Annotated in this window: 25 protein-coding genes; 11 read left to right on the top strand and 14 right to left on the bottom strand. The window is 69.0% G+C overall.

The features are described from left to right. Window position 1: 1 nt before the first annotated feature. The 7 genes from FHX60_RS24655 to FHX60_RS24625 all read right to left on the bottom strand — a co-directional run bounded on the left by FHX60_RS24655 (window position 2) and on the right by FHX60_RS24625 (window position 8,148). Window positions 2–1,078, bottom strand: coding sequence for a tyrosine recombinase XerC (locus FHX60_RS24655; RefSeq protein WP_183284929.1), 1,077 nt, complete (start codon window positions 1,076–1,078; stop codon window positions 2–4). Between the two features lie 31 nt (window positions 1,079–1,109). Next, the gene (locus FHX60_RS24650) at window positions 1,110–1,796 is read right to left on the bottom strand and encodes a DUF484 family protein (protein WP_183284928.1); all 687 of its coding nucleotides are present in this window, start codon (window positions 1,794–1,796) and stop codon (window positions 1,110–1,112) included. A gap of 128 nt (window positions 1,797–1,924) precedes the next feature. Further along, window positions 1,925–3,067 carry a rod shape-determining protein RodA gene (rodA, locus tag FHX60_RS24645; RefSeq protein ID WP_112776091.1) on the bottom strand — a complete coding sequence of 381 codons (1,143 nt, stop codon included), beginning with the start codon at window positions 3,065–3,067 and terminating at the stop codon, window positions 1,925–1,927. A gap of 11 nt (window positions 3,068–3,078) precedes the next feature. After that, window positions 3,079–5,367: a penicillin-binding protein 2 gene (mrdA, locus tag FHX60_RS24640; protein WP_183284927.1), complete on the bottom strand. Its 2,289-nt coding sequence runs from the start codon at window positions 5,365–5,367 to the stop codon at window positions 3,079–3,081. Between the two features lie 66 nt (window positions 5,368–5,433). Then, a complete protein-coding gene (mreD, locus tag FHX60_RS24635; RefSeq protein WP_112776089.1) occupies window positions 5,434–5,946 on the bottom strand; it encodes a rod shape-determining protein MreD in 513 nt (170 codons plus the stop codon). Beyond that, the gene (mreC, locus tag FHX60_RS24630) at window positions 5,943–6,908 is read right to left on the bottom strand and encodes a rod shape-determining protein MreC (protein ID WP_183284926.1); all 966 of its coding nucleotides are present in this window, start codon (window positions 6,906–6,908) and stop codon (window positions 5,943–5,945) included. The genes mreD and mreC overlap by 4 nt, the downstream gene beginning before the upstream one ends. Before the next feature lie 196 nt (window positions 6,909–7,104). Then, window positions 7,105–8,148, bottom strand: coding sequence for a rod shape-determining protein (locus FHX60_RS24625; RefSeq protein WP_008648066.1), 1,044 nt, complete (start codon window positions 8,146–8,148; stop codon window positions 7,105–7,107). A gap of 597 nt (window positions 8,149–8,745) precedes the next feature. Here FHX60_RS24625 and gatC point away from each other — a divergent pair. The 5 genes from gatC (at window position 8,746) to gatB (ending at window position 13,787) form a co-directional block, all read left to right on the top strand. After that, window positions 8,746–9,045 (top strand): Asp-tRNA(Asn)/Glu-tRNA(Gln) amidotransferase subunit GatC, encoded by a 300-nt coding sequence (gatC, locus tag FHX60_RS24620; RefSeq protein WP_018006687.1) that lies wholly within the window; start codon window positions 8,746–8,748, stop codon window positions 9,043–9,045. 86 nt (window positions 9,046–9,131) lie between these two features. Further along, the gene (gene gatA, locus FHX60_RS24615; RefSeq protein WP_183284925.1) at window positions 9,132–10,637 is read left to right on the top strand and encodes an Asp-tRNA(Asn)/Glu-tRNA(Gln) amidotransferase subunit GatA; all 1,506 of its coding nucleotides are present in this window, start codon (window positions 9,132–9,134) and stop codon (window positions 10,635–10,637) included. Window positions 10,638–10,639: 2 nt separating this feature from the next. Continuing rightward, complete coding sequence (locus tag FHX60_RS24610) at window positions 10,640–11,098, top strand: hypothetical protein (protein ID WP_092315240.1); 459 nt, start codon at window positions 10,640–10,642, stop codon at window positions 11,096–11,098. Window positions 11,099–11,133: 35 nt separating this feature from the next. Beyond that, on the top strand, window positions 11,134–12,240 hold the full coding sequence (locus tag FHX60_RS24605; protein WP_183284924.1) for a dienelactone hydrolase family protein: 1,107 nt from the start codon (window positions 11,134–11,136) through the stop codon (window positions 12,238–12,240). Window positions 12,241–12,329: 89 nt separating this feature from the next. Continuing rightward, the gene (gene gatB, locus FHX60_RS24600) at window positions 12,330–13,787 is read left to right on the top strand and encodes an Asp-tRNA(Asn)/Glu-tRNA(Gln) amidotransferase subunit GatB (RefSeq protein ID WP_183284923.1); all 1,458 of its coding nucleotides are present in this window, start codon (window positions 12,330–12,332) and stop codon (window positions 13,785–13,787) included. Window positions 13,788–13,887: 100 nt separating this feature from the next. Here the strand turns inward: gatB and FHX60_RS24595 are convergent, their stop codons facing one another. Beyond that, the gene (locus tag FHX60_RS24595) at window positions 13,888–14,589 is read right to left on the bottom strand and encodes a tetratricopeptide repeat protein (protein WP_183284922.1); all 702 of its coding nucleotides are present in this window, start codon (window positions 14,587–14,589) and stop codon (window positions 13,888–13,890) included. A gap of 146 nt (window positions 14,590–14,735) precedes the next feature. Continuing rightward, window positions 14,736–15,707, bottom strand: a complete 972-nt coding sequence (locus tag FHX60_RS24590) for a magnesium and cobalt transport protein CorA (protein WP_112776083.1) — start codon at window positions 15,705–15,707, stop codon at window positions 14,736–14,738. A 218-nt stretch (window positions 15,708–15,925) separates the two neighbouring features. On the opposite strand from FHX60_RS24590, the gene minC reads away from it, so the two are divergent. The 4 genes from minC (at window position 15,926) to FHX60_RS24570 (ending at window position 19,296) form a co-directional block, all read left to right on the top strand. Beyond that, entirely contained in the window at window positions 15,926–16,726 is an 801-nt protein-coding gene (minC, locus tag FHX60_RS24585) for a septum site-determining protein MinC (RefSeq protein ID WP_112776082.1), read from the top strand. 66 nt (window positions 16,727–16,792) lie between these two features. After that, window positions 16,793–17,608, top strand: a complete 816-nt coding sequence (gene minD, locus FHX60_RS24580; RefSeq protein ID WP_112776081.1) for a septum site-determining protein MinD — start codon at window positions 16,793–16,795, stop codon at window positions 17,606–17,608. Window positions 17,609–17,629: 21 nt separating this feature from the next. Continuing rightward, on the top strand, window positions 17,630–17,884 hold the full coding sequence (minE, locus tag FHX60_RS24575) for a cell division topological specificity factor MinE (protein WP_012351386.1): 255 nt from the start codon (window positions 17,630–17,632) through the stop codon (window positions 17,882–17,884). 332 nt (window positions 17,885–18,216) lie between these two features. Beyond that, window positions 18,217–19,296, top strand: coding sequence for a porin (locus tag FHX60_RS24570; RefSeq protein ID WP_112776080.1), 1,080 nt, complete (start codon window positions 18,217–18,219; stop codon window positions 19,294–19,296). A gap of 51 nt (window positions 19,297–19,347) precedes the next feature. Here FHX60_RS24570 and FHX60_RS24565 read toward each other — a convergent pair whose 3' ends face one another. Both FHX60_RS24565 and FHX60_RS24560 read right to left on the bottom strand, forming a co-directional pair. Beyond that, window positions 19,348–20,109 (bottom strand): ATP-binding protein, encoded by a 762-nt coding sequence (locus FHX60_RS24565; protein WP_183284921.1) that lies wholly within the window; start codon window positions 20,107–20,109, stop codon window positions 19,348–19,350. Then, the gene (locus FHX60_RS24560) at window positions 20,106–20,834 is read right to left on the bottom strand and encodes a response regulator transcription factor (RefSeq protein WP_183284920.1); all 729 of its coding nucleotides are present in this window, start codon (window positions 20,832–20,834) and stop codon (window positions 20,106–20,108) included. The genes FHX60_RS24565 and FHX60_RS24560 overlap by 4 nt, the downstream gene beginning before the upstream one ends. Window positions 20,835–21,065: 231 nt before the next feature. Between FHX60_RS24560 and FHX60_RS24555 the strand changes: the two genes are divergently transcribed. Beyond that, window positions 21,066–21,746 (top strand): response regulator transcription factor, encoded by a 681-nt coding sequence (locus FHX60_RS24555; protein WP_092315256.1) that lies wholly within the window; start codon window positions 21,066–21,068, stop codon window positions 21,744–21,746. 32 nt (window positions 21,747–21,778) lie between these two features. Here the strand turns inward: FHX60_RS24555 and FHX60_RS24550 are convergent, their stop codons facing one another. The 3 genes from FHX60_RS24550 to FHX60_RS24540 all read right to left on the bottom strand — a co-directional run bounded on the left by FHX60_RS24550 (window position 21,779) and on the right by FHX60_RS24540 (window position 24,133). Then, entirely contained in the window at window positions 21,779–22,768 is a 990-nt protein-coding gene (locus FHX60_RS24550) for a Bug family tripartite tricarboxylate transporter substrate binding protein (RefSeq protein WP_183284919.1), read from the bottom strand. Window positions 22,769–22,867: 99 nt separating this feature from the next. Further along, window positions 22,868–23,134 carry a hypothetical protein gene (locus tag FHX60_RS24545; RefSeq protein ID WP_112776077.1) on the bottom strand — a complete coding sequence of 89 codons (267 nt, stop codon included), beginning with the start codon at window positions 23,132–23,134 and terminating at the stop codon, window positions 22,868–22,870. Between the two features lie 87 nt (window positions 23,135–23,221). Then, a complete protein-coding gene (locus FHX60_RS24540) occupies window positions 23,222–24,133 on the bottom strand; it encodes an EamA family transporter (protein ID WP_183284918.1) in 912 nt (303 codons plus the stop codon). A 95-nt stretch (window positions 24,134–24,228) separates the two neighbouring features. Between FHX60_RS24540 and FHX60_RS24535 the strand changes: the two genes are divergently transcribed. Next, window positions 24,229–24,798, top strand: coding sequence for a MarR family winged helix-turn-helix transcriptional regulator (locus FHX60_RS24535; RefSeq protein ID WP_183284958.1), 570 nt, complete (start codon window positions 24,229–24,231; stop codon window positions 24,796–24,798). The last annotated feature ends 8 nt before the right edge of the window (window positions 24,799–24,806 follow it).

Here is a 24,806-nt window from a genome sequence, read left to right as displayed (position 1 = left end):
ATCAGTCTTCCGGCGTTTCGCCGCTATTCGCCGCGCCGCCGGCGCTATCGGCCGCCGGCTTCGCGCGCGCGCGCCCGGCGCGCGGATGGGCCTTGTCGTAGACCTTCGCCAGGTGCTGGAAATCCAGCGCGGTGTACACCTGCGTGGTCGAGATGCTGGCATGGCCCAGCATCTCCTGCACCGCGCGCAGGTCGCCGGAAGACTGCAGCATGTGGGTGGCGAACGAATGCCGCAGCATATGCGGATGCACATCGGCCGGCACGCCGGCGCGCAGTGCCTGCTGCTTGAGCCGCAACTGCACCGTGCGCATCGACAGGCGCCGGCCGCGCGGACCGAGGAACAAGGCATTGGCGTCCTCGGCCGCGGCGCCCGGCCGCAGCAAGGCGTCGCGCACCGCCAGCCACGCCTGCAGCGCCGCGACGGCCTTGCTGCCGACCGGCACCGAGCGCCGGCGCGAGCCCTTGCCGGTCACGGTCACCTCGGCGCCGGCCAGGTCGAGCCAGCCGCTGGAGCGGTAGCCGTCGGCGTCGGCATAGCGCAGGTCCAGCTGCACCAGTTCGGACAGCCGCAGCCCGCTCGAGTAGAACAGTTCATAGACGGCCTGGTCGCGCAGCGCCTCGGCGTCGGTGCCGGCAGGATGCGCGACCAGCGCTACCGCGTGCTCGACCGACAGCGCCTTGGGCAGCGCGTGCCCGGAGCGCGGCGCGCGCACGCCGTCGACCGGATTCACGGTCACGCCATGGCCATGGCGCGCCGCCCAGAGATAGAAGCCGCGCCATGCCGACAGCGCGCGCCCGATGCTGGTGCCGACCAGCCCGGCGGCATGCAGCCGCGCGGCGAAATGACGGATATGGTGGGTCTGCAGCGCCAGCAGCGCGATCCCCGGCGCATGCTGCGCCGCGTGCGCCTGCAACACGCGCAGTTCGCGCGCATAGCCCGACAGCGTGTGCTCGGCCAGCTTGCGGCTGCCGCGCAGCCAGTCGAGGTAGCGCGTGACCAGCGGGTCCGGCGGCGGCGCTGCGCCGCCGGCGGGAGCAGCTGGCGCGACCGCGTCGCGCGGCGGCCGGCGTGCAGTCATGGCGTCACGGCGTCGGGCCCGGAGCGCGGCTTCAGTCGCGCAGCCGGTTCAGCGCGGCGCCGGCGACTTCACCGATCTGCGACAGGTAGGCGGTGCCCATGCCGTCGTGGAAGCGGCGCGGGTCGGGCGAGCCCATCACCAGCAGCCCAAAGGCCGCGCCACGCACGTCGGCGCCGGCTTCGGCCTCGCCGGCGCGCACCGGCACGCGCAGCGTCACCATCGCCAGCGAGGTGACATCGTCGCGCTCCAGCAGGCTGGCCGCCTCGAAGCCGCTGTTGCTGCCGCAGTACGGCGCGCGCAGGCCTTCGGCAAAGATGCGCAGGTCTTCGCTGGCGCCCTGTGCCACTTCCATGTGCGCGTACTGTTCGGCGACATCCCACAGCCGCAGCGCCACCGCCGGCACGTCGAACACCTGCTGCAGGCCGTCCTGCACCGCATACGGCAGCGCATGCGAATCGGCCTCGGCCAGCAGGCGCAGTTGCCAGTCATGCAGGCGCTGCTGGGTGCGGTCGTTCTCGTGGCCATGGCGGACCAGGTCGGCCAGGCGCAGCTCCAGGCCCTTGTTCTTCTCGCGCAGGATTTCCATCTGGCGCTCCTGCAGCGACACGGCACGATGGCTGTGCGGGCTGGTCAGCTGCACCGCGGCCAGCAACTCGGCATGCTCTTCGAAGAATTCAGGATGGCTCTGCAGGTAGGCGGCAACGTCTTGGGCGTTCATGGGGCGTGGACCGGTAGAGGTAAAGTGGGTGGCAGTTTAGCAAAGCGGCCATGACGGGCGCTGCGGAAGCGGTCAAACCCGCGCTGACAGACTCCCTCTCCCGCTTGCGGGAGAGGGGGCAACCCTCACTACGTCTGGATCAGCCGCTTCTGCCGCGAAATGCTCATCAGGATGCCGATGCCCGCGCCCAGCGTCACCAGCGCGGTGCCGCCGTAGCTCAGCAGCGGCAGCGGCACGCCCACCACCGGCAGGATGCCGCTGACCATGCCCATGTTGACGAAGGCATAGGTGAAGAAGATCAGCGTGATCGACCCCGCCAGCAGCCGCGAGAACAGCGTCGGCGCATTGGCCGCGATAAAGAGTCCGCGGAAGATCAGCAACAGGTACAGCAACAGCAGCACCGCGTTGCCGATCAGGCCGAACTCTTCCGAGTACACGGCGAAGATAAAGTCGGTGTGCTTTTCCGGGATGAATTCCAGGTGGGTCTGCGTCCCCTTGAGCCAGCCCTTGCCCTCGACTCCGCCCGAGCCGATCGCGATGATCGACTGGATCGTGTGGAAGCCCTTGCCCAGCGGATCGCTGGTCGGATCCAGCAGCGTGCAGACGCGGTGCTGCTGGTAGTCGTGCAGCACCGGCCAGTTCACGCCCGGCGCGCACATGTCGTTCTGGAACGTGAGCAGCAGCGTGATGGCGACCACCAGGATGCCCATCAGCGGCAGGATCAGCTTCCACGACAGCCCGGCGAAGTAGATCACGTACAGGCCCGCGGCCATCACCAGCAGCGCCGTGCCCAGGTCGGGCTGCTTGGCGATCAGGCCCACCGGGATCAGCAGCAGTCCCAGCGCGACGATGAAGTCGAACCAGCGGATCACGCCCTCGCGCTTCTGGAAGTACCACGCCAGCATCAGCGGCATCGAGATCTTCATGATCTCGGACGGCTGGATCACCATGCCGACATAGAGCCAGCGGCGCGCGCCCTTGCGGATCAGGCCGAACATGGCCACCGCGATCAGCAGCGCCACCCCCACCGTATAGATCGGCACCGCCACCCGCATCAGCGTCTGCGTCGGCAGGTAGGCGATCACGAACATCACCACGTACGACAGCAGGATATTGCGCAGCTGGTCCTCGACCCGGCCCGGCATGTCGATGGCGGCGGAGTACAGCGCCACGATCCCGGTGGCGAACAGCAGGAACACGATCAGCGAGAGCGGCTTGTCAAAACCGGTCAGCGCGCTCTTGACCAGGGACATGACGCGGCGTCGATCCATGCGCGTCTCCTTCAGCGAGTGGCGTCGGCACCGCTGGCTGCCTTGGCAGCCACGGGCCTGACGCGTGGTTTGGGCGCGGGCGCCTTGGCCGGCACGGCCGCCGCCGAGGCCGGCGCGGGAGTCTGCGGCTTGCTGTGGCCCAGCGCCTGCAGCATGCGCTGGTCCAGCGTCTGCACCGCCGAGGCCGGGGCGATGGCGTCGGGGTCGAGCATCGCGGCGATCGCCTCGGGCGTCGGCAACTGCGCGGCCGAGGCCGCCGCCACCGCGCTGGCGTCGGCGCCGCTGGACATCACGGTGGCGCTGGCAATGCTGGCGGTCTGGCCGGTGGTGAACACGCTCGGGGTATCCACCGGCGCGCGGCCGGCCACGCGCTCGCCGGCGGGCGGGGCAATCGCCTCCAGGTCGGCGGGCCACTTGCCGGTCAGGTAGTAGTCCATCACCTTGCGCGCGATCGGCGCCGCCACCGCGGCGCCGAAGCCGGCGTTCTCGACGATCAGCGCGATCGCGATCTTTGGCTGGTCCGCCGGCGCGAACGCGGTGTACAGCGAATGGTCGCGCTTGTGCTCGGCCAGCGCGTGGTGGTTGTACTTCTCGCCCTTGGCCAGGCTGTAGGTCTGCGCCGTGCCGGTCTTGCCCGCGGACTCGTAGGCCGCGCCGGCAAACACGCGCGCGGCCGTGCCCGAATGCGTCACCGCCACCATGGCACGCTTGATCACGTTGATGTCGGACTGCTTGAACGGGATGGTGTAGCTTTCCTTGGGCACGGTCAGCGTGCGCTTGCGCGTGACCGCGTCTTCGATGGCCTTGACCAGGTGCGGCTTCATCACCTTGCCGTCGTTGACGATGACCGAGGTCGCCTGCGCCAGCTGCAGGATGGTGAAGCTGTTGTAGCCCTGGCCGATGCCCAGCGAGATGGTCTCGCCCTCATACCACCTCTGCTGCTCGGGCTTGCGGTAGGCCTTGCGCTTCCAGTCGGTCGACGGCAGGATGCCGCGGCTTTCGCCCTCGATGTCGATGCCGGTGATCTGGCCGAATCCCAGCGGCTTCATGAAGTCATGGATGCCGTTGACGCCCATGTCGCGCGCCAGCGCGTAGTAATAGGTGTCGCACGAATGCACGATCGAGCTGTGCATGTCGACCCAGCCGTGGCCGCCCGGCTTGTCGTCGCGGAAGGTGTGGTTGCCCAGCGTGAAATAGCCCGGGTCAGACATGCCCCACGCCGCGGTGCGCTTGCCGGTGGTCAGCGCCGCCAGCGCCATGAACGGCTTGTAGGTCGAGCCCGGCGGATAGGTGCCCCGCAGCGGCCGGTTCAGCAGCGGCTTGTCGGGCGAGCCGTTGAGCTCGTTCCAGGTATTGGTGTCGATGCCCTCGACGAACAGGTTGGGGTCGAAGGTCGGCTTGGAGACGAAGGCCAGGATGTCGCCGGTGGACGGCTCGATCGCCACCAGCGCGCCACGGCGGTTGCCATAGAGCGCCTCGGCCAGCTGCTGCAGGCGGATGTCGAGCGACAGGATCAGGTTGTTGCCGGGGGTGGCGGGCGAGGTCGACAGCGTGCGGATCGGGCGCCCGCCCGCGCTGACTTCCACTTCCTCGAAGCCGGTCAGGCCGTGCAGCTCGCTCTCGTAGCTCTGCTCCAGGCCGATCTTGCCGATGTAGTTGGTGCCCTTGTAGTTGTCGGCATCCTTGCGCGGGTCATACTTGGCGCCGTCGGCATCGTTGGCCACGTCCATGGCCTCGATGCGCTCCTGGTCGCGCTGCGAGATCCGGCCCAGGTAGCCGATCACGTGCGAGGCCGACTCGCCCAGCGGGTACTGGCGGAACAGCCGCGCGCGCACGTCCACGCCGGGGAAGCGGAAGCGCTGCGCGGAGAAGCGCGCCACCTCCGCGTCGGTCAGCTGGCTGCGGATCGGCAGGCTTTCGAAGCTGCGCGACTCCTCCATCAGCCGCTTGAAGCGGCGCCGGTCGCGCGGCTGGATCTCGACCAGGCCGGACAGGCCCTCGATGGTGTTGTCGAGCGTATCGGTCAGCTTGGACGGGGTGATCTCCAGCGTGTACGCCGAATAGTTGCGCGCCAGCACGATGCCGTTGCGGTCCATGATGATGCCGCGGTTGGGCTCGATCGGCGCAACCGAAATGCGGTTGTCCTCGGCCTTGGCCGAGTACTGGTCATGCTTGTACCACTGCAGCCACAGGAAGCGCGAGAACAGCAGGCCGAAGCAGACCACCGTAAACAGCGCCGCGGCCGCCACGCGGATGCGGAAGCGGCCGATTTCCAGTTCGACGTTGCGGATTTCGGTCATGGTACTGCGTGGCCTGGAGAAATCGGTGGTGGACGGTGGCGGGCGATGGCGATGACGATGGCGGCGTCAGATCGGCCGGGTCTCGTCGACATCGGTCGAGCGGCGCTGCGGCGCCAGCAGCAGGCTGGTGGCGAGCGGCCACAGCAGCGCCTCGATCGCCGGTGCCAGCAGCAGCGGCCAGCCGGGCAGCGGCGCGCCCATCGCCAGCCGGATCAGCACCGGCACCGCGTGCGCGATGAACAGCAGCGGCAGCACGTGCAGCGCCTGGGTATAGACCGTGAACCACAGCACGCGGCGGTGGATGGTGATGGCGAAGTAGGCCAGCAGCGTGTACGCCAGCGCGTGCTCGCCCAGCAGCCGGGCATCGTGCACGTCCATCAGCAGGCCCAGCAGGAAGGCCACGCCCATGCCCACCTTGCGCGGCTGGTGGATGTTCCAGAACACCAGCACCAGCGCCACCATGTCCGGGATCCACAACGTGGTGCCCCACGGCAACAGGTTGAACAGGAACGCCAGCACGAAGCTGAAGGCGATGAAGGCCGGGTTGACCGGCCGCAGCAGGTATTGGGAGTTGGTCACCGTGGTGCCTCCTTGGCGGGCGCGGACTTGCCGGCCGCGGCGCTGTCGGCGGCGGCGCGCGCCGCGGCGGACTTGGCGCCCTTGACCGGCGCCTCCGGTCGCGCCTCGACCGCTTCGCGCGCCGGGATGGCGGCGTCGTAGCGCACCACCAGCAGCTGGCGGTGCGCGCGCACGCCGGCCACCGGCTCGCAATAGACACGCGAAAACGCGGTATCGGCCTTGCGCTCGATCTGCACGATCTTCGCCACCGGCAGGCCGGGCGGATAAGTGCCGTCGAGGCCCGAGGTCACCAGCAGGTCGCCCTGCTGCAGGTCGGCGGCGGCGGCCATGAAGCGCAGGTCGAGGTGGCCCGCGCGCGCGCCGCCGAAGGCCACGCTGCGCAGGCCGTTGCGCACCACCTGCACCGGGATCGCCTGGTCCTTGTCGGTCAGCAGCGTCACCTCGGACTGGAACGGGGACACGCGCGTGACCTGCCCCACCACGCCGCGCTCGTCGATCACCGGGTAGCCGGCGCGCAGGCCGTGCTGGCTGCCCTTGTCGATGACGATGCGCTGGCTGTACGGATCGCGCGCGTCATACAGGATCTCGGCCGCGGTCACCGGCGTGGCCGACTGCTGGGCAAGCCCGAGCAGCTTGCGCAGCTGGTTGTTCTCGGCCTCGAGCTGGGCCTGGCGCACCGAGGCCTGCGCCTGTTGCACCGCGTTCTGGCGCAACTCGCGGTTCTCGGTGGCGAGCGTCGCCGACGACTGCGCATAGTCGAACATGGTGCGCAGCGCGTCGCGCGGCGCCAGCACCAGGCGCTCGACCGGCATCAGCACGGTGGCGGCAACCTGCCGGCCCACGCGCAGCGCGTCGAAACGGGCGTCGACCACCAGCAGCGCCAGCGCGATGCCCACGTACAGGACCAGCCTGGCGACGGCCGAGGTGCCTTGCTTGAAGAGCGGCGGAGGGGAGTAATCCATTTACCCGAACAAAGGCCGGAGGCCACGCGGAAACGCCCCGCCGCCCGCCTTGCCGCGCCCCGGCCCCTGGCGGGGACGGGCGCGGCACGGTCGGGCGGCGGGAGCTGCCAGGGCCCGGCCCCGGCGGATGCGGCGCCGCGACGCCGCCATGATCGGTCGATCCGGCAGGCCGCGCATCGCCACGTGAGCGTCCTGCTTACTCGTAGGAGAAGATGCTGCCGAGCTTGTCCATGCGTTCCAGCGCCATGCCGGAGCCGCGCACCACGCAGGTCAGCGGGTCTTCGGCGACCAGCACCGGCAGGCCGGTTTCTTCCGCCAGCAGGCGGTCCAGGTCGCGCAGCAGCGCGCCGCCGCCGGTCAGCATCATGCCGCGTTCGGCGATGTCGGCGCCGAGTTCGGGCGGGGTCTGTTCCAGCGCGATCTTCACCGCCGACACGATCTGGTTGAGCGGATCGGTCAGGGCTTCAAGGATTTCGTTGGACGAGACCGTGAAGGCGCGCGGGATGCCCTCGGACAGGTTGCGGCCCTTGACTTCCATCTCGCGGACTTCGGAGCCCGGGAAGGCCGAGCCGATTTCCTTCTTGATGGCCTCGGCGGTCTGCTCGCCGATCAGCATGCCGTAGTTGCGGCGGATGTAGTTGACGATGGCCTCGTCGAACTTGTCGCCGCCAACGCGCACCGAGCCCTTGTAGACCATGCCGCCCAGCGAGATGATGCCCACCTCGGTGGTGCCGCCGCCGATATCGACCACCATCGAGCCCGACGGCTCCGACACCGGCAGGCCGGCGCCGATCGCGGCCGACATCGGCTCCTCGATCAGGTAGACCTGGCTGGCGCCGGCGCCCAGGGCGGATTCACGGATGGCGCGGCGCTCGACCTGGGTCGAGCCGCACGGCACGCAGATGATGATGCGCGGGCTCGGGCGCAGCAGCTTGCTGTCATGCACCATCTTGATGAATTGCTTGAGCATCTGCTCGGTGACGGTGAAGTCGGCGATCACGCCGTCCTTCATCGGGCGGATCGCCTCGATGTTGCCCGGCACCTTGCCCAGCATCTGCTTGGCTTCCTTGCCCACCGCCGTGATGGTCTTCTTGGCGTTGGGGCCGCCCTCCTGGCGGATCGCGACGACCGAGGGCTCGTCCAGCACGATGCCCTTGTCGCGCATGTAGATCAGCGTGTTGGCGGTGCCGAGGTCGATCGCCAGGTCGTTGGAGAAGTAGCTGCGGAGAAATCCGAACATCAGGAATCCTGTCTGTGATGGTGTTCGCGGGTAGGCGAAGCGGCCGGCGCCGCGAGCGGCCCGGCCACGAAATACGTTGTGTTGAATACGGAATGGTTCTCGGCTTCCCGCTCCGCCCGCCGCCCGGGCCGGAGGCTGTCCGGCCGGATGGGGATGGGATCGGCACCGCCGGCGCCACGCACGCGCCGGCCCTACGGGAACCTTTGATTAGACCCCGCCGAAAAGTTCGCGGAAATGTGCAGACACCGGCGCATCATGCTGGCTGTCGCGCAACATGCGGGGACCGGCGGCAAGGCCTAATCAGAGGACCCAGGTTTGCCCTTCGGGCGCCTTCGGACACCGGGCGCGCAGGCGCCGGCCGCAGGCCATGTGGCGTAGGCGTTGCCAAAGGTCGGTAACTCGCAATGATACCTTATAATTCTGGCTGCTTCGGGCGTTTACAGCCTGAAAATACCTGCAATTCTGACGACTCCGGGGCGCCCTCCGGCGCCCATGGTCAGGCCCCGGGCCGCGCGACGCAGCGGCCCCGTGAGCCAGCCGCCGGCGCAGCCCGCGCCACCCTTCGTATCTGAGTATCCGAGCATCGATCCACACGCCATGGCCCTCGACCTATCCGACGTCAAGCGCATTGCCCACCTCGCCCGCATCGAAACCAGCGATGACGAGGCCGCCCAGACGCTTGCGCAGCTGAACAACTTTTTCTCGCTGGTCGAGCAGATGCAGGCGGTCGACACCACCGGCATCGAGCCGCTGGCGCATCCGCTGTCGGCCGTGCGCGACATGGTCCAGCGCCTGCGCGAGGACGTGGTCACCGAGGCCGACCGCCGCGCCGACTACCAGCGCCCCGCGCCGGCCACCGAAAACGGCCTGTACCTGGTGCCCAAGGTCATCGAATGACCCTTGCCCGGCCCGTGCCGCCCCGCGCCGCCAGCCACGACACGGTCCGCCCGCCAGTACAACACCCCTGATGCCAACCGACTGTCATGCCCTTTTCCGCTGATTCCGTGACTTCCCTGCGCCAGCTCGCCGACGCCCTGGCCGCGCGCACCGTCTCCGCCGAGGAACTCGCGCGCGAGTACCTGGCCCGCATCGAGCAGGCCGCCGCGCTCAACGCCTTTATCCACGTCGATGCCGAACTGACCCTGGCCCAGGCCCGCGCCGCCGACCAACGCCGCGCGCGCGGCGAAGCCGCGCCGCTGACCGGCGTGCCGGTCGCGCACAAGGATGTGTTCGTCACGCGCGGCTGGCGCGCCACCGCCGGCTCGAAGATGCTGGGCAACTATGAAAGCCCGTTCGATGCCACCGTGGTCGAGCGCATGGCCGCCGCCGGCATGGTCACGCTGGGCAAGACCAACATGGACGAGTTCGCGATGGGCTCGTCCAACGAGAACTCGTACTTTGGCCCGGTGCAGAATCCGTGGGACACCAGCCGCGTGCCCGGCGGCTCGTCGGGCGGCTCGGCCGCGGCCGTCGCCGCCGGCCTGGCGCCCGCCGCGACCGGCACCGATACCGGCGGCTCGATCCGCCAGCCGGCATCGTTCTCCGGCATCACCGGCATCAAGCCGACCTACGGCCGCGTGTCGCGCTACGGCATGATCGCCTTTGCCTCGTCGCTGGACCAGGGCGGCCCGATGGCCCATACCGCCGAGGACTGCGCGCTGCTGCTCAACGCCATGGCCGGCTTCGACTCCCGTGACTCGACCAGCATCCCGCCCGAGCAAGGCGGCGTGGACGAGGACTACACCCGCCTGCTGGGCCAGCCGCGCGCCGGCGCCACGGCCGAACGCCCGCTGGCCGGCCTGCGCATCGGCCTGCCGAAGGAGTACTTCGGCAAGGGCCTCGCGGCCGACGTCGAGCAGGCCGTGCGCGCCGCGCTGGCCGAGTACGAGAAGCTGGGCGCGACGCTAGTCGAGGTGTCGCTGCCCAAGACCGAGCTGTCGATCCCGGTGTATTACGTGATCGCGCCGGCCGAGGCGTCGTCCAACCTGTCGCGCTTCGACGGCGTGCGCTACGGCCACCGCGCCGCCGACTACCGTGACCTGCTCGACATGTACAAGAAGACCCGCGCCGAAGGCTTCGGCGCCGAGGTCAAGCGCCGCATCATGGTCGGCACCTACGTGCTGTCGCACGGCTACTACGACGCCTACTACCTGCAGGCGCAGAAGATCCGCCGCATCATCGCCGACGACTTCCAGCGCGCCTTCGCCCAGTGCGACGTGATCATGGGCCCGGTGGCGCCGACGGTGGCGTGGAAGCTGGGCGAGAAGACCTCGGACCCGGTGCAGATGTACCTGGCCGACATCTTCACGCTGTCGACCAGCCTGGCCGGCCTGCCCGGCATGAGCGTGCCGTGCGGCTTCGGCGAGGGCAACATGCCCGTCGGCCTGCAGCTGATCGGCAACTACTTCGACGAGGCGCGCCTGCTGCAGGCCGCGCATGCGTTCCAGCAGGCGACCGACTGGCACCTGCGCCGCCCCGCCAAGGCCTGACCATGACCCGCACCCTGCTCCGCCTGCTTGCCGCCGCGGCGCTCGCCGCGCTCGTCGCCGGCTGCATCCAGCTGCCGATCATCGGCAAGCCCACGCCGATCGCCAGCCGCGACATCGACCTGGCCGGCGACTGCCGCCGCACCGAGGAAGACGGCTTCCGCGAAGACGCGCAGCTGCGCATCTCGGACAACAGCGTGCAGCAGTTGTCGTGGAAGCTGTGGGTCGGCAAGCGCGGCTCGTGCAGCTTCAACCTGGCCGACTTCCGCCAGACCCAGAAGAAGCCGCATATCGAGCTGCGCGCCAACGACGGCAGCGGCTGCAAGCTGATGGTGTGGCAGGATCCGCGCCGCGTCACGCTGGCGCACGCCAACTGCCAGCAGCGCTGCAGCCCCGGCATCTATGAGGAAGCCTGGCCGGTGATGTTCGAGCCGGGCACCGGCGCCTGCGCCCGCACGCGCTGAGGCCACCGTCGCCACTGCAACCACTGAAGCCGGCCATGGTCCACGCCCCCGCCACCCCGCAACACGCGCCGCGCGCCGCCCGTCCGGCGCGCGCGTGGCTGCGCGCCGCGGTGGCGCTGGGGTTTAGCGCATGGCTGGCCGGCGCCGCGGCGCATACGCCGGATCTGCCGGCACCCGCGCTGGACGCGCCGGCACCGCTGACACCGGCGGGCGTGCTGGCGCCCAACGCGGTGAGCCGCGCCGCGCCCGCCTCATCGGCAGCCGCCAGAACGGCAGTCGCGCCCATGCCCGCGCAGCGGGTCCAGCTGCGCGGCGATGCCGCCACGCCGGCGCTGACCGCCTACTGGTTCCTGCCGCGCGAAGGCGCCACGCCGCGCGCGCTGCCGGTGGTGGTGGCGCTGCACGGCTGCGGCGGCCTGCTGGCGCAGCGCGCCGCGCGCGACGGCACCGCCGCAGCGGGCACCGACACCGCCGACGTTGCCGCGCTGCTGCAGCAACGCTACCGCGAATACGCGCACTGGCTCACCGAACGCGGCTACGCGGTGCTGATGCCAGACAGCTTCAGCGCGCGCGGCAAGCCGCACGGCATCTGCGCCGAGCCCATCGACAACCGCGCCATCGACGACCGCACCCGCCGCGCCGACGCGCTCGCCGCGCTGCGCTGGGTGGCGCAGCAGCCCGCGGTCGACGCCGCGCGCATCGTGCTGCTGGGCTGGTCGAACGGCGCGCAGGCGGTGCTGGCCACCGTCGACGCCAGCCGCCCGTGGCCGGCCGGCACGCCGCAGGTCGAGCGCGCGGTGGCGTTCTACCCGGGCTGCAAGCGCGCGGTGCAGCAGCACAGCTTCCGCCTGCGCTCGCCCTTGCTGCTGATGATCGGCGGCGCCGACGACTGGACCCCGGCGACCCGCTGCGCCATGCTGCAGAGCGCGGTGCAGGCGCGCCAGCCGGGCGCGCGCTTCCGGCTGGAGATATTCCCGGGCGCCTATCACGGCTTTGACGGCACCAGCGAGCTGCATCGGCGCACCGACGTGCCCGCTGCCGCCATGCGCAAGAGCCAGAGCGTCACGGTGGGCGGGGACGCGGTGGCACGCGTGGCCGCGCTGGCCCAGCTCGACTCCTGGCTGGCCAGTCCCGACCCCTGACGGCACAGGAACACCAGACAGAACACCGGGGCGGCGCTGCCGCTCCCTTGCAACAGACAACACCGAAAGAACCGAACAGGAATACCGCCATGCAATGGGAAGTGGTGATCGGCCTCGAAACGCACGCGCAGCTGTCGACGGCCTCCAAGATTTTTTCCGGCACCTCCACCGCCTTCGGCGCCGAGGCCAACACGCAGGCATCGCCGGTGGACCTGGCGCTGCCGGGCGTGCTGCCGGTGCTGAACCAGGGCGCGGTCGAGCGCGCGATCCAGTTCGGCCTGGCGATCGGCGCCACCATCGCGCCGCGCAGCGTCTTTGCGCGCAAGAACTACTTCTACCCCGACCTGCCCAAGGGCTACCAGATCAGCCAGTATGAGATCCCGGTGGTACAGGGCGGCACCATCACCATCCAGGTCGAGGGCAAGCAGGGCGAGTCTTACGAGAAGACCGTCAACCTGACGCGCGCGCACCTGGAAGAAGACGCGGGCAAGTCGCTGCACGAAGACTTTGCCGGCATGACCGGCATCGACCTGAACCGAGCCGGCACGCCGCTGCTGGAAATCGTCACCGAGCCCGACATGCGCAGCGCCGCCGAAGCGGTGGCGTACGCCAAGGCGCTGCACTCGCTGGTGGTGTGGCTGGGCATCTGCGACGGCAACATGCAGGAAGGCAGCTTCCGCTGCGACGCCAACGTGTCGGTGCGCCCGGTCGGCCAGAAGGAATTCGGCACGCGCCGCGAGATCAAGAACCTGAACTCGTTCCGCTTCCTGCAGCAGGCCATCGACTACGAAGTGCAGTGGCAGATCGCCGAGATCGAAGACGGCCGCAAGATCCAGCAGGCCACCGTGCTGTTCGACCCGGACACCGGCGAAACCCGCGCCATGCGCACCAAGGAAGACGCGCACGACTACCGCTACTTCCCCGACCCGGACCTGATGCCGCTGGAGATCGACGCCGGCTGGATCGAGCGCGTGCGCGGCGAACTGCCGGAGCTGCCGGCGGCGATGCAGGCGCGTTTCGTCTCGCAATACGGTCTGTCGGCGTATGACGCCACCATGCTGACCGCGACCAAAGCCTACGCCGCCTACTACGAAGCCGTGGTCGCCGGCGCGGGCGCCGCCAACGCCAAGCCCGCCGCCAACTGGCTGATGGGCGACGTGGCCTCGCAGCTCAACCGCGAGGGCATCGCCATCGACGCCGCCCCGGTCACGCCGGCGCAACTGGCCAGCCTGCTCGCGCGCATCGCCGACGGCACGGTATCGAACAACACCGCCAAGAAGGACGTGTTCCCGGCAATGTGGGCGGGCGAGCACGGCGGCGACGCCGACGCCATCATCGCGGCCAAGGGGCTGAAGCAGATGTCCGACAGCGGCGAGCTGGAGAAGATCATCGACGACGTGCTGGCCGCCAATGCCAAGTCGGTCGAGGAATTCCGCTCGGGCAAGGAGAAGGCATTCAATGCGCTGGTCGGGCAGGCAATGAAGGCGACCAAGGGCAAGGCGAATCCGGCGCAGGTGAACGAGTTGCTGAGGAAAAAGCTGGGCTGAGGGGCAGTCCTTTCTAACCCGCTTGTTTGCTCCCCTCTCCCGCAAGCGGGAGAGGGAGCCAGCCCTCGGCCAATGAAAGGCTGGTGTACTCCGACACGCCTTACATCCCCGCCCTTCCCCTCGCCGTCTCCTCCAGCAGCGACCTCAGCTTCGCCAGCGCGCCCGGATCCCCGTGGGCCGCGGAGCGCGCGTACCAGATCTTCGCCTGCTCGATATCCTGGTCGACCACGCCAGGCTCGCCGCGCTCGTAGAAGCTACCGACGATGTACTGCGCGCCGCCATCCCCCGCGCTCGCCGCGCGCCGGTACCACGCAAACGCCTGCGCGTAGTCGCGCGGCACGCCGCGCCCGGTGAAATAGTTCGTCGCCAGTTCCATCTGCGCCTGCACATGGCCACCCTGCGCCGCGCGCTCATACCAGCGGTTCGCCTCTTCCAGCGATTTCGGCACCAGTTCGCCGCGCTCGTAGAGATCGCCCCAGGTGTATTGCGCGTGGGTCATGCCGTTGTCGGCCGCCTTGCGCAGCCACGCCAGCGCCTCTTGCGGCCGGGCGGCGGTGCCCTCGCCGCGCAGCAGCATCATTGCGTAGTTGAACTGCGCGAGGCGGTTGCCCTGGCGCGCGGCGGCGGCGAAACCGTGCAAGGCTTCATCGAAGCGGCCCGATTCGTAAGCCGCGACAGCGTCGCGGGTCTGCGCCTGCGCGGGAGCGGGCGGCTGCGGTGCGGCGGCGGCCGGAGGCAGGCACAGCCATGCGCTGAGGATGCCGGCCAGCACGGCGGCATGCGGGGAATGGGCTTTCGACATGGCGGACTCCGGGCGCTGGGCCTTCTCTGTTCCAGTTTAGGAGTCAGCCGGGGTGCCGGATAGCGGCCGGATTATCGGCGCGAATAATCAAGCAGCCAGCAATGACAAGCCGATCATTCGTCGCGCCAATAAATACCAAGTCCGACTCAGATCCAGCCCGCGCGGTGCAGCCGCCGCCACAGCGCGCCACACGCCACCGCGGTCACGCCAATCACCGCCGGATAGGCGTAGTGGACTTTCAGCTCGGGCATGAAATCGAAGTTCATGCCGTACAGGCTGAACACCACGGTGGGGATCGCCAGGATCGCGCCCCAGCCGGCCAGCCGCTTGACCACCTCGTTCTGGCCGACGGTCACCAGCGCCAGGTTGACCTGCACCGCCGTGGTCAGCATTTCGCGCACCACGTCGAGCGTGCGCACCAGCCGGCTGGCGTGGTCTTCGATATCGCGGAAATAGGCGCGCAATTCCTTGGGCACCAGCGTTTCGTGCAGCCGGATCAGCTGGCCGCACATGTCTTCGACCGGGCTGACCGCATTGCGCAGGCGCAGCACCTGGCGCTTGATCTGGTACAGGCGCTCGATTGCGGCGCGGTCGAATTCATCGCGGAAGATGCCTTGCTCCAGCGCCTCGAAGGTGTCCTCGAGGCGCGTGACGATGGGCAGGTAGTGGTCGACGACAAAGTCCATCAGCGCGTACAGCACGTAGCCGGGGCCGTTCGCCAGGCCGTGCGGGTCGTGCTCGCAGCGCTCGCGCACCGGCGCATAGGTGCTGCTGGCGCCGTGGCGTACCGAGACCACGTAGTTGGGGCCGACAAAGAGATGGGTCTCGCCGACCGCGACTTCGTCCTCCACCAGTTGCGCGGTGTTGAGCACCACGAACACCGAATCGCCATACGCCTCTAGCTTGGGCCGCTGGTGCGCGTTCGTCGCGTCCTCGACCGCGAGGTCGTGCAGGCCGAACGCCTGTTGCGCCTGGCGCAGCAGCGCCAGCTCAGGCTCGTGCAGGCCCAGCCAGATGAAGGTGCCGGGCACCGCCAGCACCGCAGGGATTTCCTCCATGCTCACCGTGCCGAGCCGCTTGCCCTGCCGGTAAGCCACGCAATTGACGATGGCGCCCATGGAAACTCCGCTGATCAGATGGCGCAATCGTAACAAGGCTTTGCACGATGCCCGCACTGCGCGGTTCCGCTGCTGCGCAAGCCGCGCCGGCCCCACTTGCGCCGCGCCACCGGCGCGCGCATGGAGCCCACGCGCCACCTGCGGTACATATCGATCCAATTGTTACAGTTCGCGACAGATACAACGTTAGAATGTGGCATTTCCACGGTCACCCGGCTATGTCCCAGAAGAAATCGCCACGCTTCGAGCTGCGCAGTGGCAACGTCGACGCCCTCCTTCTCGCCCTCCAGACCGCCGACATGGCTGCGCTGCGGGATGACCTCCTCACCCGCTTCGAAGCCACCCCCGACTTCTTCTCCAATGACGTGATCGCGCTGGACCTGCGCGCGCTGGAAGACGACAGCGAAGTCGCGCTCGGCACCGTGATCGACACACTGGCCACGCTCAAGGCCCGCGCCATCGGCGTGGTGGCCCGTGCGGGCCAGCGCGAGTGGGCCGAGCGCTTCGGCCTGCCGCTGCTCGACAGCCAGTCCCGCCGCAGCGGCGCCACCGAGCGTGCCGCCGAGGCCAAGGCCGCTGCCGCCGCGGAACAGGCCGCCGCCGAACAGGCGGCGCGCGAGGAAGCCACCCGCGCCGCGGCGCAGGCGGCCACCGACGCCGCCGTGGCCGCCGCCATGCGCCAGACCCAGACCCTGCTGATCGACAAGCCGCTGCGCTCCGGCCAGCAGGTCTACGCGCATGGCGACGTGGTCATCATGGACGTGGTCAGCTACGGTGCCGAGGTCATCGCCGAAGGCAACATCCATATCTATGCCCCGCTGCGCGGCCGCGCGCTGGCGGGCGTCAAGGGCAACACCGCCGCGCGCATCTTCAGCACGTGCATGGAGCCCGAACTGATTTCCATCGCCGGCATCTACCGGACCGCGGAGCAGACGCTTCCGGCCGATGTGCACGGCAAGACCGCCCAGGTGCGCCTGGCCGATGAAAAACTGATCCTCGAAGCGCTGCGGCTCAAGTAACCGCTCGCCCCTCGGGACCGAATCGCAGAGAGCGCAAGCTTCAACTTATTACTGGACCAAAGAGCCATGGCAAAAATCATCGTTGTGACCTCCGGCAAGGGAGGCGTCGGCAAGACCACCACCAGCGCCAGCTTTGCCGCCGGCCTGGCCCTGCGCGGCCACAAGACTGCCGTGATCGACTTCGACGTCGGCCTGCGCAACCTCGACCTGATCATGGGTTGCGAACGCCGCGTGGTGTATGACCTGATCAACGTGGTGCAGGGCGAAGCCAACCTGCGCCAGGCGCTGATCAAGGACAAGAAGTGCGAGAACCTGTTCATCCTGCCGGCCTCGCAGACGCGCGACAAGGACGCGCTGACGCGCGAGGGCGTCGAGAAGGTGATCAACGGCCTGATCGAGATGGACTTCGAATACATCGTCTGCGACTCGCCCGCCGGCATCGAATCGGGGGCGCTGATGGCCATGTACTTCGCCGACGAGGCGCTGATCGTGACCAACCCGGAAGTGTCGTCGGTGCGCGATTCGGACCGCATCCTCGGCATCCTGGCGTCCAAGACCAAGCGCGCCACCGAGGGTGGCGAGCCGATCAAGGAACACCTGCTGATCACCCGCTACAACCCCAAGCGCGTGCATGGCGGCGAGATGCTGTCGCTGACCGACATCCAGGAAATCCTGCGCATCAAGCTGATCGGCGTGGTGCCGGAATCGGAAGCGGTGCTGCACGCCTCCAACCAGGGCACGCCCGCCATCCACCTGGAAGGCAGCGACGTGGCAGACGCCTATGGCGACGTGGTGGACCGCTTCCTCGGCAAGGACAAGCCGATGCGTTTCACCGACTATCAGAAGCCGGGGCTGTTCTCGCGCATCTTCGGCAACAAGTAACGGTCAAGGAGGGCTCACCCCATGTCGATCCTTTCCTTCCTGCTGGGAGAGAAGAAGAAATCCGCGTCGGTCGCCAAGGAGCGGCTGCAGATCATTCTGGCGCATGAGCGCACCGGCCATTCCGCCCCCGCCGACTACCTGCCCGCGCTGCAGCGCGAGCTGGTGGCGGTGATCTCCAAGTACGTCAAGATCGGCGACCAGGACCTGCGCGTCAGCCTGGAACGCCAGGACAACCTCGAAGTGCTCGAGGTCAAGATCGAAATCCCGCAGCACTGAGCACGGGACCCGGCAACGCCGGGTCCCTGCGCCTTCGGGGCTCCGGCCCCCTCCCTGCTTCCGCCTTCGCACCCTCACGTGCGACCCCGCCACAGCGCCAGCGCGCGGCTTCCAGGCCGTGCTGTATCGCTGCCCCAGCCCCGGAATGCAGAATTCTGTAGCGGCCAGACAACGGAATTGCACCAATTTCCTGCTTGAAAGCGCGGCTCCAAGGAGTTTTGTGTCCTTGTTCCTTACGTTTTGTTAAATTTTCGCGGCGTTTACACGAAACGTAGACTTTATCCCCGCCGTGATCCGGCGAAGGGCACAGTACAAGACAGAAAAGGAGCACCATGAAGAAATCGGCCATCGTCCTCGCAGCCGGCAGCCTGTTGGCAGGTTCGGCTTTCGCACAAACCTCCGTCACCCTGTACGGTATCGTCGATCAGAGCATCCGCTTCCAGACGAACGCGAACGCCAACAATGACAACTCGTGGGAACTGACCAACGGCGCCATCACCAACAGCCGCTGGGGTCTGAAGGGCAGCGAAGCCCTGGGCAACAACCTGAAGGCGATCTTCCAGCTGGAAGGCGGCTTTGACCCGGATACCGGCCGCGCCAACCAGAACAACAGCCTGTTTGGCCGTCAGGCGTATGTCGGCCTGTCGGGCGACTTTGGCACGATCAAGCTGGGCCGCCAGTACACCGAAGGCTTTAACTTCTTCGGCGACTACGATCCGCTGACCATCGGCAACTACACCAACAACGCCTGGCCGTTCTTCCTGACCCAGTTCCGCAACAACAACGTGGTCAGCTACGCCGGCAAGTTCGGCGGCCTGGACGTCGGCGCCAGCTACGGCTTCGGCGAGCAGCCGGGCAGCATGAGCCAGAACCAGTACTGGGGCACCCGTGCCGCCTACTCGTTCGGTCCGTTCGGCATCGGCGGCGTGTACCAGGAAGTCCGCGATATCAACGGCAACAAGCAGCAAATGTGGGGCGCTGCCGGTAAGTACGCCTTTGGCCCGGCCAAGCTGTTCGTGGGTTACATCGGCGGCAAGGACCGCACCGGCGTCATCGACAACGGCTTCCTGAACAACTCGGCTGCCGCTCCGGCACCGGGCGTGGTCGCAGCCGGCGCCGCCAGCAACCCGCGCAAGGACACCATCGGCTACATCGGCCTGACCTACCAGGCCACCCCGGCCCTGGCGCTGACCGGCGTGTTCTACGGCGACTACGTCGAGAACAAGAACGGCGTGAACAACAACAACGGCCGCCGCTACACCGGCGTGCTGCTGGCCGAGTACTCGCTGTCCAAGCGCACCCAGGTTTACGGCACGGTTGACTTCAACAAGGTTTCGGGCGGCACCACCACCGAAATGCCGGGCCGCAACAACCAGACCGGCGCTGCGCTGGGTATCCGCCACATCTTCTGATCGGGACCTGATCAGCAGTTCCTGGCAAAAGGCACCTTCGGGTGCCTTTTTTCATGGGCGCGGCTGGCGCCGCAGCCACAGGTACCAGCCGGCCTGCGCGGCAGCGCCCTGCATCGGCTGCAGCGGCACCAGCAGCCCGCCATGGCGCGCCACCACGCGCTGCGCGCACAGCAGCGCGGGTCCGGGCCGGGCCAGTTGCGCGGCGCCCGCGTCATCGGCGGGCTGGAACACGATCGACAGCGCCACGCCACCGGCATGGCCGCGGCACGCGGTGCGCAAGGCCGTGCCATGCGCCGCCGCGCCGATGGCGCCGGCCAGCAGCCATTCCAGCGTGCTGGCGAGCATCGCCGCGTCGCCGCCGATGCGCGGCAGGCGTCCGGCCGGCCGTTCCAGCCGGATCCCGGCCTCGCCGGCTTCGGACCAGACGCGGTCCAGCGCTGCATCGAGCAGGGTTTCCATGGCGATCCGCCGCATCCGGTAGGCATGCCGGGTTTCGCGCAGCAGCCGGTTCAGGTCGTCGATATGGCGCAGCGAGCGGCGCGCATGGCCGCCCACCTGCTCAAGCAGCGCCGCATCGGCCTGCGAGCGGGTCTGGCGCAGCGCCAGCCACGCCAGCAGCGACGCGTTGGGCTGGCGCAGGTCGTGGCCCAGCACATGCAGCAGCATGTCCAGCACGGCGGCCGGGTCGCGCACGTTGCTGCCGCCAGCCGGCGCCGGCACCGCAGCGGCGCCGCAGCTTCGTCGCACCAGACGGCTGGCACCCAGGCACAACGCCGCGGCAACCAGCGCAAGGCGCAACTGACGCGCCGTCATGCCGCGGCCCGCTCGGCGTGTGCCACGCGCTCCAGCCGATAGCCATGCGTATAGACCGGGGTCAGCCGCATGCCGTGCTCGGCCTGCAGCCCCAGCTTGCTGCGCACGCGCGATACGTGGGTATCGATGGTGCGCGACATCGGCGAGATCTCGCGGCCCCAGACCGCGGCGGTGATGTGGTCGCGCGTGACGATGCGGCCTTCGTGGCGGAACAGCAGCACGGCGAGGTCGAACTCCTTGGGCGTCAGGCCGATCGGCTGCCCGTTGCAGGTGACCCGGCGCAAGGCGCAGTCGAAGGCGTACTCGCCCAAGCGCAGCGGCGCGTGCGGCGATGCCTGCGCGGGATACGCGCGCCGCAGCAGGCATTCGATGCGCGCGGCCAGCTCGGCCGGGCGGATCGGCTTGACCATGTAGTCATCGGCGCCCGCGGCGAGCGCGCTGACGATATCGTGCTCGGCATCGCGGCAGCTCAGGAACATGACCGGGATGCGCCGGTCCAGGTGAGTGCGCACCCAGGCCAGCACCTCGCGCCCGGACAGGTCCGGCATCTGCCAGTCCAGCAGCAGCAGGTCGAAGCCGGCGTCGCGCAGCGCCAGCAGCAGGCGCCGGCTTTCGCTGAAGCTGACGCATTCGAATCCCGCGCTGGCGACGACCTGGCGGATCAGCGCCGCATCCGCGGGCGCGTCCTCGAGCGATGCAATGCGCGATGCCGTTTTCTTTCCCATGTTGCCTCCGACGTAGCTGGCCATCAGCGGGACATTTAATCCGGTGTCGCGGCCCGCCCGAATAGGAAAGCGCTCAATCTCGCCTTTCAACAATCTTTTACTTCTCGCCTCAGCGGGCCGCTCCTACCATGGGCTTCGCTGCGGGCCGACCCGTGCCCACGCAATCTGTTTGTCGAGCTGTGTCCACCCCGGCGGCGCACTGCGGTGCGTCCGCGCACAGGAGCCACGTCCGTGAAGATCGCCGCGCTGCAGGCGGACCCCACCCTCGCCGTCAGCATCGAACAGACTCTGCGCCTGAACGGCCACCAATGCACGCGCTACCTCAGCGGGCGCGCACTGATCGGCGCGCTGCGCGGCAGGTCGTTCGACCTGCTGATGCTGGATTGCGATACGCCGGGCTTGCCGGCGCTGGAAGTGCTGGCGTGGGTGCGCCGCACCTTGGGCAACGAGATGCCGGTGATGCTGACCGGAGCCTCGAACGAAGAAGGCTTTGTCGCGGCCTGCCTGGCGCAGGGCGCGGACAGCTACGTACCCAAGCCGCTGCGCAGCGCGGAACTGGCCGCGCGCGTGCTGGCGCTGCTGCGCCGCGCGCGGCCGGCCAGCGCCGACTGCGACCTGGAACACGGGCCGTTCCGCTTTGCCACCGCCGAGCGGCAGGTGTGGGTGCAGGGCAAGCCGGTGCTGCTGGCCCCGAAGGAATTCGACCTGGCGGTGCTGCTGTTCCGCAACCTGGGTTCGCTGGTGCTGCGCCAGACCATGGTCGACCAGGTCTGGCGCTATCACATGGACGCGGCCTCGCGCACCGTGGACAGCCACTTGTCGCGCGTGCGCACCAAGCTGGCGCTGTGGCCGCACAACGGCGTGCGGCTGTCGTCGGTGTACGGGCTGGGGAGCCGGCTCGATGCGGCCTAGCGCGGCCGCGCTGCCGGCGCCCGGCTGGTGCTTCAGTCAGCCTTGATGCCGGCTTCCCTGACGATGCGGGCGTTCTCCGCGGACTCTTCGCGGATGGCCTTGGCAAACTGCGCCGGCGTACCGCCGGTCGGCACTTCGCCGCCCTTGAGCAGGCGCTCATGCACTTCCGGCTCGGCCAGCGCCTTGTTCAGCTCGGCGTTCAGGCGGTTGATGATGGCCGCGGGCGTCTTGCCCGGCGCGAACACGCCGAAGGTGGAGGTCAGGTTGGCCTTGGGGTAGCCCAGCTCGGCCAGCGTCGGCACGGCGGGCAGGCTTTCCAGGCGCTTCGGCGCGCCCACCGCCAGCGCGCGCAGGCGGCCGGCCTGCATATGCTGGCTCAGCACCGGGCTGGCGTTGGTGCTCATCACCTCGAACTGGCCGCCGAGCGCATCGTTCATCTGCTGGCCCGCGCCCTTGTACGGGATCAGCACGATGTCGGACTTCGACTTCTGCTTGATCTGTTCCAGCACCACATGGCCGACGGTGCCCAGGCCCGAGGTGGCCCAGCGTACCGAGCCAGGCTTGGCACTGGCCTGGCCGACCACGTCGGCAAAGCTCTTGCCGGTGAACGCGGAAGTCGCGACCACCAGCACCGGCGAATACATGACGCTCATCACCGGCGCCACATCCTTCTGCGGATCGTAGTTGACGCGTCCCACATGCGGATTCAGCGTCAGCGGACTGGTCGCGGCGAAGCCAAGGGTGTAGCCGTCCGGCGCGGCCTTGGCCACCGCATCGATGCCGATGCTGCCGCCCGCGCCGGCCTTGTTCTCGACCACCACCGAGGTACCCATCTGCGCCGACAGGCGCTCGCCGAGCGCACGCGCGACGGTATCGCTGATGCCGCCGGTGGGATAGGCGACGATCAGGCGGATCGGGCGGCTGGGATAGGCGTCGGCCGCGGCGACCGTGGCGGGGGCCAGAGCGGCGGCACTGAAGGCGCACGCTGCGGCCAGCAGCGACGAGCGGAAGGGAATGGCCATGATGGGAAAGCGGGAGAGATTCGACGGAAGCGGCCGCGCGGCGGCAATGGGCCGGCGCGGCGCGGAACAGCCGCTATCTTAGCCGATCATGCGGCGTGCTCAGCGCTCCAGCGGCCGCTCCGGCACCCACGAGACAAAGAGCTCGTTGGCGCGGTCGTAGAGCCGCCAGCCCGTGCCGCAGTCGCGGCAGCAGAACGACAGCATGCTGTACGGCACCCCGGCCGCGCTCTGGGTGACTACCGGGGCCGTGCCGCGCAGCGCCAGGCAGGCCGGCGGCTCGCGCCGGCGCGGGTCGTCGGCCAGCGCCAGGCAGCGCTCGCAGGGCGGCGTGGCGGGGACGGCGGAAGGGTCTGGGGCGGCTGGCATCGTCGGCGGGAACGGGCACGTCTGACTTGAGTGCCCGCCATGATGCCGCAAAATTCCGCCCGGCAGCAGCACCCTTCGCGGATGACATCAGGCCGCCTGCGCACGCGCCACCGTGGCGGGCGCGGCCGCGCGCTGGCCAAGCCACACGCTGCCCAGCACCAGCAGCGCGCCCGCCGCCTGCACCGCCGTCAGTGCCTGCCCCAGCACCAGGAAGCCGAGCACCGTGGCACTGACCGGACTGAGCAAGCCCAGCGCGGCCACCGCGGCCGACGGCATGCGCCCCACCCCGCGGAACCACAGCGCGTAGCTGAAGCCGGCGCCGACAATGCTGAGCCACGCGTAGCCGAGCCAGTTGGCCAGCGTGAAATGCCCAGGCAGCGGCTCCAGCACCAGCGCGAACGGCAGCAGGAACAGCCCGCCCGCGCACAACTGCCATGCCGTCAGCACCAGCGGCGAGACCGGCGGCTGCCAGTGGCGCGTCAGCACCGTGCCCACCGCCATCGACACCGCCCCCGCGGCCGCCGCCGCCACCCCGACGGCATCCAGCCGCGCGGCCGGTCCGAGCACCAGCAGCGCCACGCCCAGCAGCCCGCCCGCGCCGGCCATCCAGGCGGCCGGACGCGGTCGCGCGCCCAGCCAGGCCCATGCCAGCACCACCACGATCAGCGGCTGGATCGCGCCGACCGTGGCCGCCACGCCGCCCGGCAGGCGGTAGGCGGCGATAAACAGCATCGCCTGGAAGAAGCCGATATTGAGCACGCCCAGCACCGCCGCGCGCCACCACCAGCCGCCCCGCGGCAACTGCCTGCCGAAGGCAAGCATCGCCAGGCCGGCCGGCAGCGCCCGGATCACGCCGGAAAGCAAGGGCTGCCCGGGCGGAAGCCACTGGCTGGTGACGAGGTAGGTGGTGCCCCAGATCGCGGGGGCCAGGCCGGTCAGCAGGATGTCCTTCAGGCTCGGACCGACTGCGCCGGAAGTGGAAGTTCCATTCGCCTTCATGTCGATATTCTTGACGTCAAGATAATTCACTTTACGAAGGCGATTGATTGATGTCAAGATACTTCGATCCGCTTAGTTCTGCCCGCCCTGCCCTGATGACCGCCCGCCGCAAATCCGAAGACACCCCCGACCATGTCGACGGCATCCTCGCCCAATGGGCGCGCGAACGCCCCGATCTCGATGCCTCGCCGATGGGCATCCTTGGGCGGCTAGGCCGGCTCAACCGCCATACCGGCCGGGCCATCGAGGCCGCGCTGGGCGCAACCGGGCTGCAGCCATGGGAATTCGACGTGCTCGCGACGCTGCGGCGCGCCGGGCCGCCCTATGCGCTGTCGCCGGGCGCGCTGATCGGCTCGCTGATGATCACCTCGGGCACCATGACCAACCGGCTCGACCACCTGGAGCGGGCCGGGCTGGTGCGGCGCGAGCCCAACCCGGAGGACCGGCGCGGGCTGCTGGTGGCGCTGACCGACGCCGGCCGCGAGCGCGTCGACCACGCGGTGGAGCTGCACGTGGCCAACGAGCACCGCCTGCTGGAAGGCTTGACCGCGACCGAGCGCGCGCAGCTGGCCGCGTTGCTGCGCCGCTGGCTGCGCGCGTTCGAGCCGCCAGCGGGTGATGGCGGCGATGGCGGCGATGGCGGCGAAGGCAAGCCAGGCGACTGAGACGTGCT

Origin of the sequence: Cupriavidus alkaliphilus (assembly GCF_014191175.1) — a bacterium.
In the GTDB taxonomy this organism is placed as follows: domain Bacteria; phylum Pseudomonadota; class Gammaproteobacteria; order Burkholderiales; family Burkholderiaceae; genus Cupriavidus; species Cupriavidus alkaliphilus.
This window is presented reverse-complemented; position numbering and strand designations above follow the sequence as displayed.